Source organism: Pelatocladus sp. (genome assembly GCF_059505505.1).
The window spans coordinates 53,476-73,212 of record NZ_JCACKS010000208.1 but is presented as its reverse complement, the minus strand read 5'-3'; the positions used below and the strand labels follow the sequence as shown (position 1 = coordinate 73,212).

The 19,737-nt window shown below is 38.7% G+C and carries 16 protein-coding genes; 4 read left to right on the top strand and 12 right to left on the bottom strand.

The features are described 5' to 3' along the window. Window positions 1-17: 17 nt before the first annotated feature. From AC5JMK_RS17570 to AC5JMK_RS17550, 5 genes are all read right to left on the bottom strand, one after another. Window positions 18-1,172 carry a VWA domain-containing protein gene (locus tag AC5JMK_RS17570; RefSeq protein ID WP_096674259.1) on the bottom strand — a complete coding sequence of 385 codons (1,155 nt, stop codon included), beginning with the start codon at window positions 1,170-1,172 and terminating at the stop codon, window positions 18-20. A 245-nt stretch (window positions 1,173-1,417) separates the two neighbouring features. Beyond that, a complete protein-coding gene (locus tag AC5JMK_RS17565) occupies window positions 1,418-1,660 on the bottom strand; it encodes a hypothetical protein (protein WP_096674261.1) in 243 nt (80 codons plus the stop codon). Window positions 1,661-1,820: 160 nt separating this feature from the next. Further along, entirely contained in the window at window positions 1,821-2,705 is an 885-nt protein-coding gene (locus AC5JMK_RS17560) for a hypothetical protein (RefSeq protein WP_096674263.1), read from the bottom strand. Between the two features lie 104 nt (window positions 2,706-2,809). Then, window positions 2,810-3,586 (bottom strand): RNA polymerase sigma factor SigF, encoded by a 777-nt coding sequence (locus tag AC5JMK_RS17555; RefSeq protein ID WP_096674265.1) that lies wholly within the window; start codon window positions 3,584-3,586, stop codon window positions 2,810-2,812. A gap of 518 nt (window positions 3,587-4,104) precedes the next feature. Further along, a complete protein-coding gene (locus AC5JMK_RS17550; RefSeq protein WP_096674267.1) occupies window positions 4,105-4,938 on the bottom strand; it encodes a photosystem II manganese-stabilizing polypeptide in 834 nt (277 codons plus the stop codon). Window positions 4,939-5,671: 733 nt separating this feature from the next. On the opposite strand from AC5JMK_RS17550, the gene AC5JMK_RS17545 reads away from it, so the two are divergent. Beyond that, window positions 5,672-5,995 (top strand): hypothetical protein, encoded by a 324-nt coding sequence (locus tag AC5JMK_RS17545; RefSeq protein WP_096674269.1) that lies wholly within the window; start codon window positions 5,672-5,674, stop codon window positions 5,993-5,995. A gap of 250 nt (window positions 5,996-6,245) precedes the next feature. Continuing rightward, the gene (gene ptsP / locus AC5JMK_RS17540; RefSeq protein WP_495910686.1) at window positions 6,246-8,783 is read left to right on the top strand and encodes a phosphoenolpyruvate--protein phosphotransferase; all 2,538 of its coding nucleotides are present in this window, start codon (window positions 6,246-6,248) and stop codon (window positions 8,781-8,783) included. A gap of 81 nt (window positions 8,784-8,864) precedes the next feature. Here the strand turns inward: ptsP and AC5JMK_RS17535 are convergent, their stop codons facing one another. Together AC5JMK_RS17535 and AC5JMK_RS17530 are read right to left on the bottom strand one after the other, a co-directional pair. After that, window positions 8,865-11,438 carry a bifunctional serine/threonine-protein kinase/ABC transporter substrate-binding protein gene (locus AC5JMK_RS17535; protein ID WP_495910685.1) on the bottom strand — a complete coding sequence of 858 codons (2,574 nt, stop codon included), beginning with the start codon at window positions 11,436-11,438 and terminating at the stop codon, window positions 8,865-8,867. A 467-nt stretch (window positions 11,439-11,905) separates the two neighbouring features. Then, window positions 11,906-12,961, bottom strand: coding sequence for an NB-ARC domain-containing protein (locus AC5JMK_RS17530; protein WP_495910684.1), 1,056 nt, complete (start codon window positions 12,959-12,961; stop codon window positions 11,906-11,908). 497 nt (window positions 12,962-13,458) lie between these two features. Between AC5JMK_RS17530 and AC5JMK_RS17525 the strand changes: the two genes are divergently transcribed. Both AC5JMK_RS17525 and AC5JMK_RS17520 read left to right on the top strand, forming a co-directional pair. Beyond that, the gene (locus AC5JMK_RS17525; RefSeq protein ID WP_096674277.1) at window positions 13,459-14,253 is read left to right on the top strand and encodes a GTPase family protein; all 795 of its coding nucleotides are present in this window, start codon (window positions 13,459-13,461) and stop codon (window positions 14,251-14,253) included. 53 nt (window positions 14,254-14,306) lie between these two features. Further along, complete coding sequence (locus AC5JMK_RS17520; RefSeq protein ID WP_495910683.1) at window positions 14,307-14,516, top strand: hypothetical protein; 210 nt, start codon at window positions 14,307-14,309, stop codon at window positions 14,514-14,516. Between the two features lie 677 nt (window positions 14,517-15,193). Here AC5JMK_RS17520 and AC5JMK_RS17515 read toward each other — a convergent pair. The 5 genes from AC5JMK_RS17515 to AC5JMK_RS17495 form a co-directional block, all read right to left on the bottom strand. Next, entirely contained in the window at window positions 15,194-16,192 is a 999-nt protein-coding gene (locus AC5JMK_RS17515) for a glycosyltransferase (RefSeq protein WP_495910707.1), read from the bottom strand. Window positions 16,193-16,269: 77 nt separating this feature from the next. After that, window positions 16,270-16,923: a DUF6391 domain-containing protein gene (locus AC5JMK_RS17510; RefSeq protein ID WP_096674285.1), complete on the bottom strand. Its 654-nt coding sequence runs from the start codon at window positions 16,921-16,923 to the stop codon at window positions 16,270-16,272. A 429-nt stretch (window positions 16,924-17,352) separates the two neighbouring features. Continuing rightward, the gene (gene pedR / locus AC5JMK_RS17505; RefSeq protein ID WP_096674287.1) at window positions 17,353-17,631 is read right to left on the bottom strand and encodes a photosynthetic electron transport-dependent transcriptional regulator PedR; all 279 of its coding nucleotides are present in this window, start codon (window positions 17,629-17,631) and stop codon (window positions 17,353-17,355) included. Window positions 17,632-17,789: 158 nt separating this feature from the next. Beyond that, window positions 17,790-19,055, bottom strand: a complete 1,266-nt coding sequence (locus AC5JMK_RS17500; protein ID WP_495910682.1) for a glutamate-5-semialdehyde dehydrogenase — start codon at window positions 19,053-19,055, stop codon at window positions 17,790-17,792. 4 nt (window positions 19,056-19,059) lie between these two features. Then, window positions 19,060-19,467 (bottom strand): hypothetical protein, encoded by a 408-nt coding sequence (locus AC5JMK_RS17495; RefSeq protein ID WP_016861605.1) that lies wholly within the window; start codon window positions 19,465-19,467, stop codon window positions 19,060-19,062. Window positions 19,468-19,737 lie beyond the last annotated feature (270 nt).

Genomic DNA, 19,737 nt, shown 5'->3' with positions numbered 1-19,737 from the left:
ATACCTAATATTTCAGGCTATTTATTGATTTTGATTACTATTTCGTATTCACGGTTACGAGCATCAGGACAATTTATTCGGAATCGAGAATTAGATATCAGAGCGCGTGATTTGATTTCGCGACCATTTAAATAAATTGGCGCATCATTTGTCGGTGTGAGATAAAGATTTTCACCTTTACGTTCTAAATATCCTCTCACTTCTGCTCCTGGACAATCAATGGAATCTACGCAGCTAGGATCATATTCACCAATCGCAATGCGTTTGTTGTTGGGTAATCGACATTTTTGATCTTCTGGTTGTTCTGTGATTTCAAAATCTACGATTAATTCCCATTTTTTTTGAAGCTTGTACAATTTCATGATTCCCCAAACAAATCCGGTAAATATTAATAATGAAATTAAGCCAGGTAGCCAAAGTTGCTTAAATAAATAAGAATTTACTAGACAAGTTTCTCGATCTCCTGGTGCTGGTGTACAAAGTTCTTGTACTGTCGGGGGAATATCTACTATAGTGAGTGTGTATTGTTTGTTATTTTGAGTTTTAATCAAGAGCGATCGCTCTTTCAAAGGTAATGTTTGAATCCAAGCTTGTCGTTGTTGACTTTCTGGAGAATTATCTACCCTAAAAGGACTCTCACCAGGAGTTTCATTCCAAATTTCTGAAGTAATACCTGGTTTTGTAAGTAAAGGTGCATCGGTAAGCCAAACCACAGATTGCGGTTTGATTGGTTGATTTTTTTGTAAACGATTTTGATTGAGTTGTGCTACACCTTGATAAATAGTTAATTCAGCTTGTTGGATATCTGTTCCGTAGTGATTTGGATCAGATGCAAAAGGAATTTTCTTTAAAACTCGATCAATATTTTCTTTACTTTTATGAGAAATATGTACAGATGTTCCTAATGGATTTACACTCGATCCTGTATCTGATATAATTGTGTTTCTGGCAAAGGGGACAATATAAACAGAGTCACCTGGTTGTAAACTATCTTCAATAATCTGACGTAAGCGCGTACGTCCCTCATCGTTATATCCGACACTTTCTGTTAGGTCTATTGCAAATATTACATCCCTTCCTCCATGTCCAGGTATATGAGGAATCGTTTCTAGTAATACTTTTTGAAAAGAACTAAGTGATTGCTTCCCTGGAATAACTATTTCGCTTGTCACGAACTAAAAGAGCCTTATTATAAAAAAAGTAATATATTAATTAATTGACGTATAACATGACACTACCAAAATTATAGCTACTATCGAGTCAAGTTTTATTGAAATTAGATTTTTTTGCAAAATATTGTCACTTTTGTGTGCATTAAGGTATTTTTGCAACCTAAAAACAATCAAGTTTTCCAACACATAAAAAAATTGGGTAGAGAAACTTTACCCAAGATGCGATGCTTTGAATTTGATTCAACTCACATATAACGATCACGATAGTAAGCTAAAATTTGTTCCACTCTTTGCTGACTAACAGAACTAGAGTCAGGAGAAACTGAAATCCACAAACCAGCAATTTGGCTTTGATTGTAATCAAACTGTGGGGAAGATTGCGGAATCAATTCTACTTCCACTCCTTCCACTTGCCGTAGATGAGCTGCTACCTCACGATAAACTGCCAGAGGTAAATCAGTAAATTCTACCTTTTCTTTTGTGTTCATCTTTTTTAACTAGTTGCGACAGAAGCCCCGCACTCTAGTTTATCCTGTTAAGTAACCAGCACTGGACTGCTTAAACCAGCGTGAATAAAAATATGACTCTTCTTACACCCCTATACCCCTACACCTTTACATCCCCACACCCATTTTTAAGCTAAGTAGTTCACGAAGAACCAATATCAACTGGACTAGAGGCTGGTGATGCTGCTGAAACAGGATTAGCAGTGGTGGTTGTTGTCGCGGTTGGTGGACTGCTAGCAGGTGCTTCACCAATCATTCTGCTAACTTCAATACCATATTGTTCCAGAATTATGATTGGTTCTGAACCTTCGTTCATTTCAATACGTTTGATTAAAACTCCGTTTGCTAATCGCTGTCCTGCCTGTACGTAGCGACTAGTTGGCTCATTTGGTACTTTGATAATAGCTTGGGGTTGATTACCAACCATAACCACACCACTCACAAAAACAGCCTTGGCTAAATCTGGTTGTGGTGGTGGTGGTAATACAGATGCTAAACGTTGCTCAGGAACAACCGGGGGTATGAGTTTAGGTAAGACAGGAGTGAATTTTGGAAGATTTTTGTTTGAAACTGCTTTGTTGATATTGTTTTTTGATTTATTTAATTTGGCATTTAACACTACACTGCTTTTTTGCGGTGTTCTTGTCGCTATTAATTTAGCTCTAGTGTTGGTAATTGGTAAAGGTAGTAATCTGGGGACAGTCCGCATTCTGGTAGTAGAATTCGCTATTTCTAAGGGAGATTGTCCAACAATTTGAGCAAACGGGTCATTACGTCCTTTTGAAACAATATCTATCCGTGCTTTCGCATTTGTGGATTGAATCAAGCCAGTAGAAGCAGAAGTGAATGAAGTTGCTTTAGCAGGCACTACAGGGTTATTAAATGATTGTGCTGGTAGTTTCTGCGTTTTTGCTGATGTATTAGGCGCTGGTGTTGGATTACTAGATTGTTGTTCACCTTCAGAACCACAGGAGGCGATCGCTAAAACAGAAATGGCTGCAACTAATATTTTTAAATTTATACCCATCAGCCCCTCTCTTTCACCAAGAAAAACTTACGTATCAAATTAAACATGTTTATAAATTAAAGCAAGTGTGAAATCTGATACCGTTATAACCTAAGTTTTAGCATTTAATCTTCTGCGACACTCATTGACTGCTTCAACAGATCCAGCCCTTTTTTGACTTTGCGAGAAACAGTGACAACACTAATACCTAGCTGCTCTGCTACTTGTTTTTGTGTTAAATCGTGTAAAAACACAAATTCCAAGACTTCACGGGTACGTTTTTCGAGCTGGAACAGTGCTTGTTGCAAGCGAATTTGATCTTCTTGTGCTAGCTGAAAACTACGATAGCGATGATCAACAACTAATTCTCCCAAGCAAGTAGATCCCTCTTCTCCATCCTGGACTGGTACATCCAAGCTTAAAGGAGCGCGATTTATCCATGCCAATTTAATTTCCTGCCATTCCTGGGTAGAAATTTCCAGTGCTGCGGCTAATTCTGCGTCGGTTGGTTGGCGATTGTATTTTTCCTGGAAAGAACGTGACACTCCTATAGCCTGCTGTTGTATTGCTAGATAGCGTCGGGGAATCCGTACGGTAACACCTTTATCTCTGAGATAATGTTGAATTTCTCCTCTAATGTAAGGAATGGCAAAAGAACTGAAGGCATGACCTTTTGAAATTTCAAATCTTTCAATTGCTCGAATTAAACCGAGACAGCCGACCTGGAGTAAATCTTCATAACTTTCATGGCACTGGTTTATCCAATAGTGAGCTTCTTTTCTTACCAATCCAAAATTGAGTTTTACCAGTTGATTACGAACATTTGCCGAACGAGATTGCTGATATTCTCGTAGCAACTGTAAGATTTCATGCTTCAGTTCATGGGTGAGTGTAGTTGGCATAGCACCATTTTGTTTTTCTTAGCAAACAAACAGTTATTCACTGCTGAACCAAGCTCCAATTGTGCATGTCGTGCATTTAAAGATTTCAATCAAAAATACGGACATGGAAACTAACTCCCATAGCGGACACAAAGAATTAGTCGTGAAGTGTCTGCTATTAGGAGTATGACAATGAAGACAGGATTTAAATCAGCGAAAAGAGTAATTATTTAGTTAACTTTGGTATGACCTACTGTTTTTTCAAACACATACAAAACATATAAAATTTTTTACTTGAATTGAAACCGAGATTGTACTTAAATTAAGTAAATAAAGATAAAAATGAAGTATATATAAAAACTGAGTTTCAAGAGATAGCAATTAGAGAAAGAAAATTTTGACCAGAAAAAATACTTAAATAAAATCACCCTTGTAGAATAAATGTTACAAGGGTGATTAGGGATTAGCTATTGCGATCGCCACAAAGACCATAACAATAGCCATCTTGAGTAAAACTCAAGTTTTATAATGAAAATCATTTAGCTACGAGCTGGTTCCAAGCGAGCGTAGAAGATACCACGAACTTTCACATCTTTAGGCTCACCAGCACCTAAATCAGTGTCAGAAGGTTGGTCGCTCTCAAATGTACCTGCAATTTCACCACTAGAACTATCTACTTTGGCTACAGAAAGAGAAATTTTACCCTCAAGAACATCAGCACGCTTAACATTAGCGCGAAGAAGCTCTTCATTATCAGACTGAGCAGGAAGAGCCACAGCATTGTCATAACCACTGGCGACACCACGACCTTTAGGATCTAAGAAGGTAGCACCACGATAAGAAGGAACTCTAAAAGCACCTTCAAAATCTGTTGAGGTATTAATGCTGGTCATACCAGGTTGTGACTGAGCAACTAAACCTTTGACGGTAAACAAGAAAGGTACTCGCTCACCTCCAGGTAATTGCACGGTAGTAGCTTGGAAGTCAAAGCCATCTTTTTCCACAAAGGTAAGGCTACCATCAGAATTAATTTTTAGGTCGCCTTCGATTTGATCCAACGAATAGGTCTTGCGAGTTACTAATTTACCTGCAACAAATTCAGCTTTTTGACGCTTATTAGCAGGTTCTTCTCTTACAAAGAAATTGGTTGGTTCTAAGCAAAGTTCTTTTATGACGTAGGATTGGCTAGCATCAATGGGAATAGAACCACGACTCGTTTCTGTGAGTTGGGGACACTTGTTCGCCAGACCAGTTCCTTTAATTTGATCGTAGGTGAGTAAATCCGTACTACCAGCAGTAGGACCCTCACTACAAGCAGTTAGTAACCCCAAGCACAAAGCCAAGAGTGCAACAATTACAGCGCGAAACCTCATGGTCAACCTCAATGTCAAAAATTGATATCTTAAGTTGTAAAACTGCAATTAACTCAAAGTTTTACTTGTTGAGCCTGAAGCTTAAAACATCAGACTAGCCAAGACACAGCATCCAATTAGGAAAGCATCTCAAAGACAAGCAAAAACTAGCAGTTTCATTTTTGGCGGCATTTGGTTAAAGTTAGGGTGTGTTTATGGATGAGTACACCCCGATACACAGTAACTTGAGCAGATTCCTACAAATGAAGATACTGTTTTTGACCTTTGGACGGCTTTGTCAAGTTGTAAACAACTGTAATATGGTTAATACAACTTGTTTGGGTGATCACCCACTGTCCGTGAGTCTGCCAGTATTTTTACTTTTGTGGTATCGCCTTTGTCGTTTTGTGATATATGTGCCGCCATTACATACAGCCCATATTTTTATGGGGGATCATCAGCCAGATCATACGATTTTTTTTAACTCAAAATCAAAGCGATCTCACATTTACCATGTATTTATCAAAAATGCTGAGATCGCATTTAGCTCCCAACAGGCTATACTGAGTATCTCTACTGTAACTTATAATTCAGAGCAACATACTTTGCATAAGCTAATGGAGAGCTAAATTAAGGGTAATTATGCAACTTAAAAGCATATTTTCTTGAGTTTTCCGTAAACACGTCTTTTAGCAAACAATGAAAGTAAAATATCTTCGGTAAATTTGAGTTGGTCTAGTTTATAGAAGCTCGCATGAATCAAAGCAGAATTTTTGAGTCAGAGAAATTATCTTGTAAATTACAAGACATCGTGAGCGTCGTACATGATGCAGTGGCATTTTGTCAAGGAGATACTATTGCTCTTTTGGCTTTATTAAGACAGTTGGAAGAATTACACCGAGAGATTCGAGATGGATCTTTTCAGAATAATTTGCCTAATAATCGTCAAGCACTGTACTCATTACTTAAAGATATTGAGTCAGAGGGTGGCTGGCCTTACATAGAGCGAATGAGACTACAACAATTTTTAGCAAATTTGCCACCAGAGGCTGCTTCTGAAGAGAAAATGGAAAGGTGAGGGCAGTGTGAGGACACGGGAATGCATCACTCTTGCATTCCTGCATACAGCAGTCGTACAAATAAGCGGATACCATCATCTTTCTTCGGGGTTGAATAGGAAGGGGTATGAAAACCTCTTAAGCGATCCCTTATCCCCGATCCCCATTTTCAAGCTAGATTACGGTTTGCTGAAAATTCACCCAAAAATTTGAGTTACCCCTGATAATGAGGTTGAAGAAAGCAATCCGCAATTAATTAACGGTGTCTCCGTGATTGGAATTGTTATTGTTTCTCACAGCAAACGGCTAGCAGAAGGCGTGCGAGAACTTGCAGTACAGATGGTTCAAGATCATGTTCCCATCGCCGTCGCAGCAGGAATTGATGATCCCGCAAATCCTCTCGGTACGGATGCAATACAGGTTTATGAGGCGATCGCATCTGTATATAGTGATGATGGTGTGTTGGTGCTGATGGATCTCGGTAGCGCCCTGATGAGTGCAGAAATGGCGCTAGAGTTCCTCCCACTTGAACAACAACAGCAAATACATTTGTGTGCAGCGCCTCTAGTTGAAGGTGCGATCGCCGCAGTAGTTGCAGCCGCAGCTGGTAATGACATGCAACAGGTAATCGCAGAAGCACAGGGAGCATTAGTAGCAAAAGCAACTCAGTTAGGTTTGGATGAGAGTCATTTCTCATTTGTCATTAGTGAAGAACCAATGACTCATGACACGCCACAGACAAACGAAATTAAGCTCAGAGTCAGCAATAGGTTTGGATTGCACGCCCGTCCCGCAGCTCAATTTGTAGGGTGTGCTGCTCGATTTCAATCCCAAATAAAAGTCAAAAATGCTACTAAATCTAGCGAATTTGTCCGCGCTGACAGTATCAACCAAGTAGCAATGTTAGGAGTACGTCAAGGAGACGAAATTGTCATTACTGCCACTGGTACTGACGCAGAAGCAGCACTAGCCGCATTACAAACACTATTTACCACCAATTTCGGTGAACAAAATACTCCTCCTCCCACTTCCCACACTCCCCAAACTCCCCCCACTTCCCACACTCTCTCCTCTCTCCAAGGTATCCCCGCTTCTGGTGGAGTAGCGATCGCACCTTGTTTTCGCTATCGAAAAACGCCCATAAGCTCGAATCAAACGACTTCTCTCGAAGAAGTACAGCATTATCACATAGAAAACTCTAACGATGAGTGGCAAAGATTACAAATAGCACTGCACACTGCCCAACAAGAAATTCAAACTTTGCTGTCGCACTCGTCGATTCAAATTGGTGATGCGGAAGCTGCTATTTTTGATGCCCATTTATTATTTTTAGAAGATCCAACTTTGCTAGAAACTGCACAGGAACGTATCTTGAGCCAGCACCTCAATGCGGAAGCTGTTTGGCAAGGAGTAATTAATGAGGTAGCAAATAACTATCGCCATCTTGATGATCCTTATTTACAAGAACGAATCGCTGATGTCGTTGATGTGGGACAGCGAGTATTACGGGTATTATCAGGGACTCCAATGACAATTGTGGATGTATCCCAACCAGCTATTTTAGTAGCGGCTGATCTGACTCCTTCAGATACAGCTAGCTTAGATCCGACAAGGATTTTGGGTATTTGTATCACAGGTGGTAGTGCTACATCCCATACAGCCATCCTTGCTCGTTCTTTGGGTATTCCAGCAATTGTTGGCTTACCATTAGAAATACTACAGCTAAACGATGGTACACAGTTAGCTATTGACGGGGAGATGGGTAAAGTTTGGGTACAACCAGAAGCAGAAACTCTGGTAGCACTTCAAGCGAAGCAAAATGCACAACACGCAATCCAGCAACAAATAATCAATATTGCTCATCAGCCTTGTATGACTCGCGATCACCACCGAATAAATGTGTTCGCTAATGTCAGCAGTGTTCATGATACACAACAAGCTGTGAATTTTGGTGCAGAAGGTGTCGGACTACTGCGGACGGAGTTTCTTTATCTTAATCGTGCGATCGCTCCTACTGAAGAACAGCAATTAGAAGTTTACCAAGCGATCGCGCAAATTTTAGATAATCGTCCTTTGATTATTCGTACCCTCGATGTTGGTGGAGACAAGTCAATTCCTTATTTAGGTGTGGGTGTAGAAACTAATCCTTTTTTAGGTTGGCGTGGAATTCGTTTTTGTTTGGATCGTCCCCAAGTTTTGAAAACTCAATTAAGGGCTATTTTACGGGCTAGCCTTCACTATCAAATCAAAATCATGTTTCCTATGATTGCGACTCTTACAGAAATCCAAGCAGCAAAAGCAATACTAGCGCAAGTGCAAGCAGAACTACGTCAAGTTGATATTGGTTTTGATGAAGACATGGAAATAGGGATTATGGTAGAAGTACCAGCAGCAGTCACTATTGCCGACCAGTTAGCTAGGGAAGTAGACTTTTTCAGTATTGGTACTAATGATCTGAGTCAATATATCATGGCAGCAGATCGCACCAATCCCAAAGTGGCAAATTTAACCGATGCTTTGCACCCAGCAGTATTACGAATGATCCAGCAAACCGTCGAAGTTGGACATGCTGCTGGTATCTGGGTGGGGTTATGTGGTGAAATCGCCGCCGATCCCCTAGCAGCACCAATTTTATTAGGCTTGGGGCTAGATGAAGTGAGTCTCAATCCCCAAGCGATTCCTGGATTTAAGAGTGCGATCGCTCAATTGACTATACCAAAAGCACAGGCGATCATCACAGCAGCATTACAACAAGATTCTGCGGCTAAAGTCAGAGAAATAGTCAATGATGACTTACATTTAATCTAACCTGAGTTCGATAAATATTATCAGTACAAATGAGGACATTTTTATGTTGCAAGTCACATGCTCCCCTGTATCTGCGTAAATTTAGCTTGAAATACACTTTTTGGGATAGTTAACAGGAACAAAACGATAACCTGACCCTGGCTGGCAATAGGGTAAGACCTTGACTAAAGTACTTTTAGGATCGGTGCGATCGCTTTCATTAAAACTTATTTCTCCTGTTGCACCCTGGTTAACTTTGAAGCCAGCCGCAGATATAATTTTATTAACACCTTTTCGACTGGGGTCTTGCTTAATAGCTTCAGTTAGTACAAGGCTAGCATCGTAGGCTGTAGCGGTTAGCCAACTGACATCTTTTGTCCGCCATAACTTTTCTGTGGATTTAGAGAATAGCTCGTTATTCAACGGATGCCATGATACAGCTATTATAAGCTGATTTTTTGCCGCATTTTTTTTTACATTTTCTATCGTGCGACTATTGTAGAGAGTATCTCCTCCGATAAAGATGAAATTGGGGTCTTTATTTGCTTGAATTACAGCATATGCGTTGGTCAAAGCTTTAGTTTGACCACCATCAGGAATAAGAATAATTGCAGTTACTCCTTGTTTTTTAGCTTCATTAAGGGCATTCTCTACATTGAAATTATCACTTGCTAAATTAAATATTTCGCTATTTTCTATGTTATAGTTAACAACCCTGTCAATTCCTAATCCTCTTTCTGCTTCTCCTTTGAGAGATTCACTAAATGCTTCACCCTTACTCCAAAATATTGCAACTATCTGGGGATTTGGCTTATTTTTTAGATCCTCTGCAATAGCCAGACCAGCCACAGCATCATCAGGAGCAATACGATACAAGTTTTTTTGACCAGATAATTTTACTGAAGTACTTGCTGGTGAAACTAATGTCAATCCATTCTCTTGATATTTTGGAAGTGCAGCTTGAGTGATACTGCTAGAATAATGTCCTATAACTCCTAAAATATCTTGATTTTTGCCTAGTTGTTCGGCGATTTCAGGTGCTTTTTCTATATTATTTGCGTCGTTGGCGATCGCAACTTGCAAATATATCCCTTCTTCTTTTATCACTTTATCTTGTGCTTGAGCAACTCCACGCAGCATTTCTAAGCCTTGATTAAAAATGTCTGATTCTTCTTTTATGTATTTTAGGGGAGCGGCTACTGCTATAGTATAAATCTTTTGTTGAGAATTTTTTTGTTGATTAATCAAGTTATGAATTTTAGCATTGTTTAGATAAATTAGAGTTTCAGGGTCTGGTTTTCCATCTTCAAAAGTTTGGTTCCAAGCTTTTTCAAGTAACTCTTGTGCTTTACTGTAGTTACCTTCTTTGATTTCACCCATTCCTTGGACTTTCTCCTGGGGAGGGTCTTTCATTTGACCACTCTGAGAAATCAAACTTTCTTCGCCACAACTGATATTATCTCCTAGTTTAAAATCACAACCTTCTGAGAGAAGAGTTGTAGAAGGGGACGTTAGAGGCATAATAGGTATATCTTTATTTTGAGCTTGGTTATTTCGTCCAACGAGTAATGGAATCAATAATGCTATTCCAATAACTCCAAAGGCTATAGCTACACTCTTTATCAAATCCCGTCTTTGTTGATTTTCTAGTTGGGGTCGGTTAGTTGGAGTTGAAGATGCAACTCTATGTTGAGGCGGATTAGTTGGAGTTTGGGACACAACCTTAGAAGATATAGATGATGGGAATTTTGCAATTTCTTCCTGAATATGATCGAGGCGTGCCAAAATAGTTTGCGTATCTTCAGGACGCTTACTTATATGTTCTTCCATCAAGTCATTAATTAACTTAATTAGTGACTGAGAAATGGGAGAATTGATGTGTTCATACCATCTGTAAATTGCTCCTTCTGTCTCCATCTGACGCGGTTGTTTACCTGTTAATAAATACACAAAAGTTCTACCAAGTGCGTAGAAATCCGATTTTTTTTCTGCCTGTCCCTGACTTTGTTCAGGTGGTTGATAACCTGGTGTCCCTATCTGTGTAGTTATTTGTGATCCATGCTGATTAAAGCAGATTTCTTTTACCGTGCCGAAGTCTATCAACACTAATTTTTGATCTATTTGTCGCCGCATAATATTTGATGGCTTAATATCTCGATGGAAGAAGTCTTTCTCTTCATGTATAAAATCGAGAATATCAACTATTTGTTTCAGCCATCTCAAAGTCCGTTCTTGTGTAATCGCTCCGTTGTTTTCTACCCATTCTTCTAGATTTATCCCCTTGACTTTTTCCATAACTAAGCAATGTATTTCTTTCCCATTGCTCAACGTCAAAGAAAATTTGTCATATCCTAGAGGGATACCTGGATTTCTATTTTCAGTTAAAAAATCTTGTTCTCGTTTAAATAATCTAGTCAAAATGGTAAACTTTTTTTCGCCATTATCTCTTTGGGAATCATCATCATAAATTATTTTAAGAATCTTCTTTTCATCACTATCCTTTGGAGTCAAGTCTTTTACTTCAAATATTTCAGTACAAACAGATTGATTACTTTTTATACGCTTATTTACGCGATAGCGATTGTTAATCAGTAATGAAGTGCCACAACTTAGACATATTTCCGATTCGTCTGGGTTGTAACGTTGTCTGCACTTAGGATTGATGCAATAACTCATACTTAAGGTATATGTAGATTTTATAGAATTAGCATGTCTATACTGATACTAAAATTATTATCTTTTGCTCATTAGTTTACAGTTTTTTAAATATGAACAATCCAATATCTAATTAGTGTTCTATATTTTAAAGTAAGCTACGTAATTCCATGCAACTTTCTGACACACTTTCTGATCACAGGTTGGAGATTGTAAAACATTGCGATACCTTGAGAGTTTCTTTCGATTAACGAACGCTCAAAAAGTGACGATAAAGCAATCTGTAAATCTGAATTTGATACGTCAAAATTATTCTGTATTTGTAAGTTCAATTTTTCATACTCTATTGGTATAGATTCGGTAGCGATAATTTGTAAAGTATAAGATTCCAATTCTGATATAGCGTTTCCTATGCTAATGAAGTATAGCTAGACTTCATAGATAAATCATTTCAACTTTGAGAATGTACCTCATCTGAGCGAGAACCGCTATAAAAACTCACAGTTTTTATTGATTGCAGTTTCAAATTCTAATGGAAAGAGAATTGTATATTTTGTTTCATAGTGCGATACATTTCCTGCAAATACTTTTTGAATATGTTCGCAAATATGATTCAATGCTAATGGATTGCCGTTATAGTCATTAATTAACTTTTCTGCTTGCTGTGGTACAAAAATTAGCTTCTTAGCATTCAATATTTTCAGACTTGCTTGAAAGTCTAAACCCTTCAATCTGGTTTTTACACATGGGGTATCTTGGAGTGACGATAATTCCTTTGGTTCTTCCTGAGTGGTAATTACAACGCAGCTTTTATGCTTTCGTTCTGCGATTCGTTTGAGTAATTTGCTATATTTTTCATAATCTGTTTGGGAACCTTCCATGCTTTGAGTTCGCGATATGTTTTCCCAACCATCAAGCACTAACAAAACACGGTGATTGCTAAAAATGTTGAGCAACTTGTCAATCAATTCATCAACATCGCTAGGGAAATCAGTCTCTTCTTCGCTACATAGAAACTTAATCAAACCTGACAGCAGTTTTAACAAACTTGGTGCTACTGAATCGTTAAGCGATCGCCAACTAAAATATTCAAAATCAGATTTCACTTCTTCTGCTAATTTTGCAGCCAAAGCAGTTTTACCAATTCCCGGTTGACCACATAGTGTCACTACACGGGATCTATTTTGCAAAATCGATTGTTTAAGGTTTTCAAGTTCTTGTTCCCGACCATAGAAAATTTGCACATCATGCATCTCATTACAATCTTCCTTAAGACATATCTGTGCTATATCAGAATTGTCCTCAACTCGGTTTTGGCCACTTTTTTCCCAATCTACAATCTGCTTCCAGTCCACTCCTACGGCTTTGCAAATAGCCTCGAAATTTTCTTGGCGAACTGCCACTTTACCCGCCAAAAATCGCTTCAATGTCGGTAATTCAACGTGTGCTTCTCCATACCAAATAGAAGCTTGACGCGCCCAACCCTTTGCAAGTCTTGCCTTTTCAACAGTTTTAAGTCCTTGTGCAGATGCGATAAGTCCCATATTCTATAGCACTAACTTTCTCTTATTTTGGATCAATTTTGGTTCTTTTTTCTTGGATCTTTAAGCAAATTCATGGAGATCAATATCAGGACTGTTCAGCCTTTGTATATCCAGCAGAATGGGAAGTGAGATAAATCGATAGAGCCTTATTGTGATTTGCAGCAAGCTCTTTACGACTCACAAATAGATGATATGACAGGAAGCAGTATCAAAATTTTTGAGAAAGTTTCTTACTTCGACATTGAGATTCTGAGGATGTGTGGCACAAGGGTTGAAGTTCATTTTGATCCATCTCATTCAACCAAAGATCCACAAGGTAAAACAGTAGCAAGCGGGTGAGATAAGAAAAGAAGGTTTTATTTAGAATGTTTTTGAAAATTTGAAATTTGGATCAATTTCTGGCTCTCCTTCAACAACCATATTGAACCAAAACCTGAACCAAAATTCTTTCTCACTTCAGACATGATTGAAATAACACCGAACAAAAGGAAATTGATATGAATCAAAAAATTGAACAATTAAAAGAAGCACTCCCAAAAATTAAACAGGAATTGGAAGAACACCCTCCTACAATCGGTTTAATTGGAGTCTCAGGTGTTGGCAAATCGTCAACAATTAACAGACTTTTTAAAACCAACTTGGCAACTAGTGACACAGTTGCTTGTACCAAAGAGTTTGAGCAGAAAGATATTGAACTTACGCTTACTAATAGCACAATTAAAAATTCTCCGGTTCAACTAAGAGTAATTGATGCTCCTGGTCTAGGTGAAGATATTAACCTTGATCCTAAATATCTCCAGATGTATAAAGAGAATTTAGGTAAGTGTGACGTTATAATTTGGGTTTTGACGGCTCGTAATAGAGCTATAGCTTTAGACCAAAGGTATTTGCAAGAACTTGAAGAATTCCACAGTAAAATAGTATTTGGACTAAACCAAATTGACCTTGTTGAACCACTTAACTGGAAGATTGAATATAACATTCCATCTGAAGAGCAAAAGAACAATATTGAAGTGATACTTCAGGATAGAAGAGATAAGCTTTTTGGCGTAATTAAAAAGAATATCAAATTGATTGATTATTCCTCAAAAACTGGTTATAAACTTGAGGAATTATTTGCAACTATAATTGATTCTTGCCCTGAAGAAAGAACCTGGATTTTTAATGGGCTGAAAAGCTTTTCATACAAAGAATATACACCAAAGGTTGTGCTTGATGCACTTGAGAAACGTAATAGTGAGAAAGTAAGTAATGGAAAGAGTTGGTTAGATAGTTTCAATCCGTTTAATTGATTCTTTTACTTGCTTATATACTGTGTCGCAGAAGTTATTCACATTTAAATCCTATGTCTCATAATAATGATCTTGATCGTGCTTTGAATGCTGCGAGAAACGCTAGTTATTCTGCTAAGAAATCTGCTGCTAAATCACCTAATTCATTTCTTCGATTTTTGCGTGATTTAGGTTTGCGAACTTTAGCAAATAGTTTGTCAGATTGGATTAAAAATAACTGGAAAGAAATTTCTGGTTTTATCATAGAACATTTGATGTTATAGAACTTCTACTTTGTAGTAGGCTTTCTGGTAGTAATCGTGCATAAAATAGCTGCATTTTCAACAATTTTGAGTCCTTCTTCAGATGCAATAATTCCATATTTCATTGCACTAACTTTCCCTTATTTTGGAGAAATTTTGCTTCTTTTTTATTGGATATTTAAGCAAATTCATGGAGAGCGGTATCAGCTCCGTCAAACCTTTGTATATCCAGCAAAATGGGAAGTGAGATAAATCGATACAAACTTTCAACAAACTTGGAGTAAAAATTATGAGCTACGACTTTAACAAAGATGGTGAAATTAAAGGTATTTTAGAAATTGGTGGTTTTTTTATTTTTCGGTAAAGCTGATTGACGAGTTTTGGTAAAATTCTGTTGGCTATGAGCCAATACGGTTCAGTTAAGGATTTTTAGTGAAATTAGTGATGTGTAGAGACGCGCCATGGTGCGTCTCTACATTATCGTCCTAATAAAGGTTTTGGTCTTATCTGAACCGTATTGGGCTATGAGCCAGCTATTTATTTGAGGGTGGGATGTTGAGCTAATGAAATCTATCGAACTCAGGTTAATTTAAATTCATGCTTATAGTAAACAACAAGATCCCCGACTTCTTAAAGAAATCGGGAATTTGGCTCTCTCAATTTTTATCCCTGCGGTCAATTACATAAATAATCAATTATCAAACTTTGAAATACTTCTTTTTCACCTTATTAAATAGTGTTTGCAAGCGCAATTTAGTCAAACGCATTCTTGTCAGATTTTTAATATTACCAACATAATCTTTTTTATGATCAAGAAAATCATTTAACTCATCTAAAATCACTTCTAAACGTTTGATAATATTTTCATATCTGTATTCTGCCAAAAACTCTTCAGATAATGACGATGGTGTCCAATTATTCAGTAACTTCAAAATACGTTGAACATCATACTCTTTTGAATATCCAGCTATTTTATAGCAATTAAAACCGGGATCTAAGTAATTAGATAAACCACCATTAATACTAGAAAAAACTTGACAACCACAAGCCAGAGCTTCCAACGGTTGCAAACCAAATCCTTCACTTACGCCTTGCTGCGCCCAGTATTCAGCAGAATCATAGAGGTAAATCTTCGCGCGATTGAATAGTCCTGGTAAATCCTCTACATAGGAATTAACAACAAATACCTGGCATTTTTCTTGCAAAGCTGGAATCAATTCTTGCATTAAATACTGCGAAGATTTACGAGCTTGAACTAATACATCTATATCTCTTTGCAAATGTAAATTTTTAAATTCGTTACTAATTTGATTCGGCAAATAATATATTAGTGAATGAGGTGAAGATTGCCCCCAATATCCCATCGTATCCCGGCTGACACTAATAATCGGAATACTTGCAGGTAATTTAAATCCATAACCTGCACTGTGGGCATGGTAAACAACATTATATTGCTGAAGCTTACTAGCAAGTCGAGCAACATCAAAGCCCCAACTAATCACAAAAATCACATCATCTAAATTTTTCTCTTGTAACAAGTCATCAATAAAGAGTTTCCCTTCCTCTCTTTGACGGTAAGTGACAACATCAGCATGACAAACTTCCTTGGCAAGATTAAATGTTTTTAATTCTGCCCAAAGACCACCACAAGCAAACTTGCTATCTGTCCCCGGAAGTAAAAAGTAAAGCTTTCTCATTAATAAATTGGTCAATTGTCAATGGTCAATGGTCAATGGTCAATTGTCATTAGTTTCCCCCTTGTCCCCCTTGTCCCTCACTCCCGCCAGCATACTTTAACAAAATATGCTTCCCGTCCCGACAAATCCGGTGTATGTGTTATGTTTTCAATTTTTAAATTGAAAGGAATGGCAGTTGTTAGGTATTTTTGTGCTAAAGCACCCACATCAGGGGCTAATTCTGCGGCTGTTGTTGCTGCCACTCCTAGACCTAAAAGTTGTTCTATTATGCCTAGTGGTAGCAATACATGCATACTCACAGCAAATCCAGCCGTCAATAGCATTGCAACTGATGCATTTGTACCACAACGGGGATGTACGGCTAAATCCCATTCTCCATTGATCAGTCGATGTAAAGCAAGTGTGGCTGCACGTCGCAAGTCGCTAATATTTACATCTCCGTAGAGGTAGAATCCTTCTTCTGTAGACAAACCACCAAATGAATTGTTATCTACTTGAATGTGATTGGAGATAAAAGGTGAAGGATGGGTAACTTTTGATTCGCTCAGAAGCCACACTGTAGCATGTTCTAAAGCATGAACTTGCCGCAGCATGAGAATTTCTTTCAACCCTGGAATAAAAGATAACTGTTTGAGTAAATCAGCATCTAAGGTGGGTTGAGGTGCTGTTAAATCAAAATTAAATAAGTCAAAAGGAAACCCATCTATTTTGGTATCAGCAAAATTATTCATAACAGCACTGCTCCCTAAGATAATGGAGCAATATATATTTCCTTCAAATTTAACCTTTGAGCCTAGCGATTATTGCTAATTTTTGTTGACTGTGGCAATTTGAGATTTTGGATTTTGGATTTTGGATTGAGGTTTACGGTCAATCTAAAATCCAAAATTGATTAGCTAGGGGCTAAGGGCTAGGTGCTAGAGGTAATAGTAATTCCCAATGGCTCATACCCCATACCCCAATAAATGTCCAATACCCTCGTTCTTACAATTGGGATGCTTAACCTGGCAAACATTTTTCTCATTGTTGGGGAAAACTGTCCCTACTCCTCACCCATGTTCCAGTACTCTGTAGCGCTGAATTTTGAAAGGTTCTCACTTTAACATCAGGCGTGAGGAGAAAAATGAACAAAAACCAATCAAAATGGGTTTGTCAGCATACTAGTAATTTTGTTCGGTCATATTCGGACTCGGCAAAGGACAGCAATTTACATCATTCAAGCAGACTTTGCCCCAATGCAAAGCCCAGCGAACAAGAGCTACTCGATTGTCTGTACCAGTTTTGGTGAGAATGTTGCTGATATGGTTATCAACCGTACGCTTGCTAATTTCAAGCTTTGCTGCAATTTCTTGATTAGTTAAGCCAGCGGCCACTAAGTCGATAATTTGCAGTTCTCTGTCTGACAGACTTACAGGGGCCTGAGACTCGCCACCAGCCATGCTTTATTTCATCCTCCTTGGTATATGTACTCAATCACTCTCTCATTCTAGAAGATTCTTTTGCTGGTGGGGATTTCAACTGTTAGTATTAATACTCTTTTCACAAAGTCTGTGGAAAATAGGGAACTAGGATACTCCCTTCCCCAATTCTCCATTTGCTAGAACCGTCCATTTCCCTGCACGATATGTTTAACCGTGGTTAGGCTTTCTAAGCTGATAAAGCCACGTCGATGGCCTTTCTGGTTGGACATACCAAGAAATACCCCATCTCCTCGTGCGGGGTTACGGGTGAAACGGGGAGAAGAATTGATGTAGCTGGAAGCACTGTTGACTCCCAAGGCAAATTGCCGACTTTCTTGGTAAGATTCTGTGACGATGCAGTCGGCGTGACCACTACTGTAATGATTAATCCAAGCGATCGCTCCCTCTAAGCTATCCACTAGTTTAAAGGCAATTGTTTTAGTTAAATAAGCGCTTCCCCATTCTGCATCTTTAGTTATTTGTAACTGGGGAAAAGCTTCTACTAATTCTGCGTCTGCTTTAATTGCAAAACCTTTTTCTTGTAAGCTGTTCCACAGGGTAATTAAAGATGATGGCATAGCTTGCCGATGAATCAAGACTTTTTCGATCGCATTCACCGGATCTGGTTGGCTAGAATGGCTATCGACAATTATCCAACGTACCATTTCCAAGCTGCCATTGAGTGACCAATACAGGTAACAATTACCCATTGTTGATTTCAGTACTGGTGCTGTAGATTGCCGCACTACCTGCTGTACTAAACTGGAACGTCCGTAGGGAATGACTAAATTTAAATACTGGTCTTGGCTGACCAAATCACGGATAGAAGCACCATGTTCAGTCTGGATTAATTCTATACAGCCAGGCGATAAACCAGCATCAGCAATCCCAGCTTGTAAAGCCTCAGCGATCGCCGCGTTCGAGTGACTAGCTTCTGTACCACCTTTGAGGATCAAACAATTACCTGTTTTGATGCATAAACCTGCTGCGATCGCCGCTAACTCTGGAAACGCTTCATAAATAAACGCGATCACTCCTAAAGGTGTTAGCTGCGTATAGGTCTGAGAATCTTCGAGTTGGTAGTCAGCACTACGCACTCGCCGCAGTGGATCAGATAGTTCTCCTAGTCGTTGCAAAATCTCTACAGCTGCTTCCAGACGTCTTGGGGTTAGCTTCAGCCAGTCCAAAATCAAATCTGGTATAGCCATTTCCCGACTAGCTTCTAGATCCAAAGTATTGGCTTCGAGAATATCGTCAAAAGAACGTTTGATCGCCTCTGCCATAGCCAATACGGCGCGACTGCGATCTATCCCTTTGGTAATTCCTAACTTTAAAGAAGCAGCGTAGGCACGTTTAGTGCTGGCGATTGCTTCAGGGCTATGATCAAAAGCATCCACTGTCATTGAATCAACGTCTGTAAGTAAGCCAGACCATCAGTGCGGGTAGAATTGCCAATAGTACTGCTACCATTGCCCAAGCGATTATACTAGAACCACTGGCCAAGCGTAGTGCTAACGGCAACCATATAATCACTAGCACGAAAATAATGCCAAGTGCTACTGGTAGATAGCTTTCTCCTAAACGCGGATGGACTACTTGCCAGCTAGAACCTGTCCAGCGCCAAGCGCGTTTATAGGGATAGGTTGTAGAAAGCTGTTCTAGCACATAACCATTATCTTCCACTACAAAGATTTGTTGACAGCGATCGCACCCAAACGCTTCTGTGAGGGTAATCGGAATTAACCGTCCCCGACGACGACAGGGACAGGGGTATTCGCTATTAAAATCAAGTTTTTCGGGTTTTTGAGATTGCACAAGGATCTTATAACTTGAGCGTGTTTATTGACAGCAGGAGAAGATCATCCTCTTGTTAAGGTTTTTGAGGCTGGTTAATCTCCTTTAAACTTTTTTTATAACAATTCAGCTACTTTGTGTGCTTCTTGCCTACAGAATATATTTTGGTTGAATAGACTGGCAAAAAAAGTTTGCACCTGACAACTACAGAAATTACACTGGTCTTTCTTAATTAAGTGTAGTGCATCCCACATAATTCTTGGTTGCTGAGTTTGGGGATTGGGAATGAAT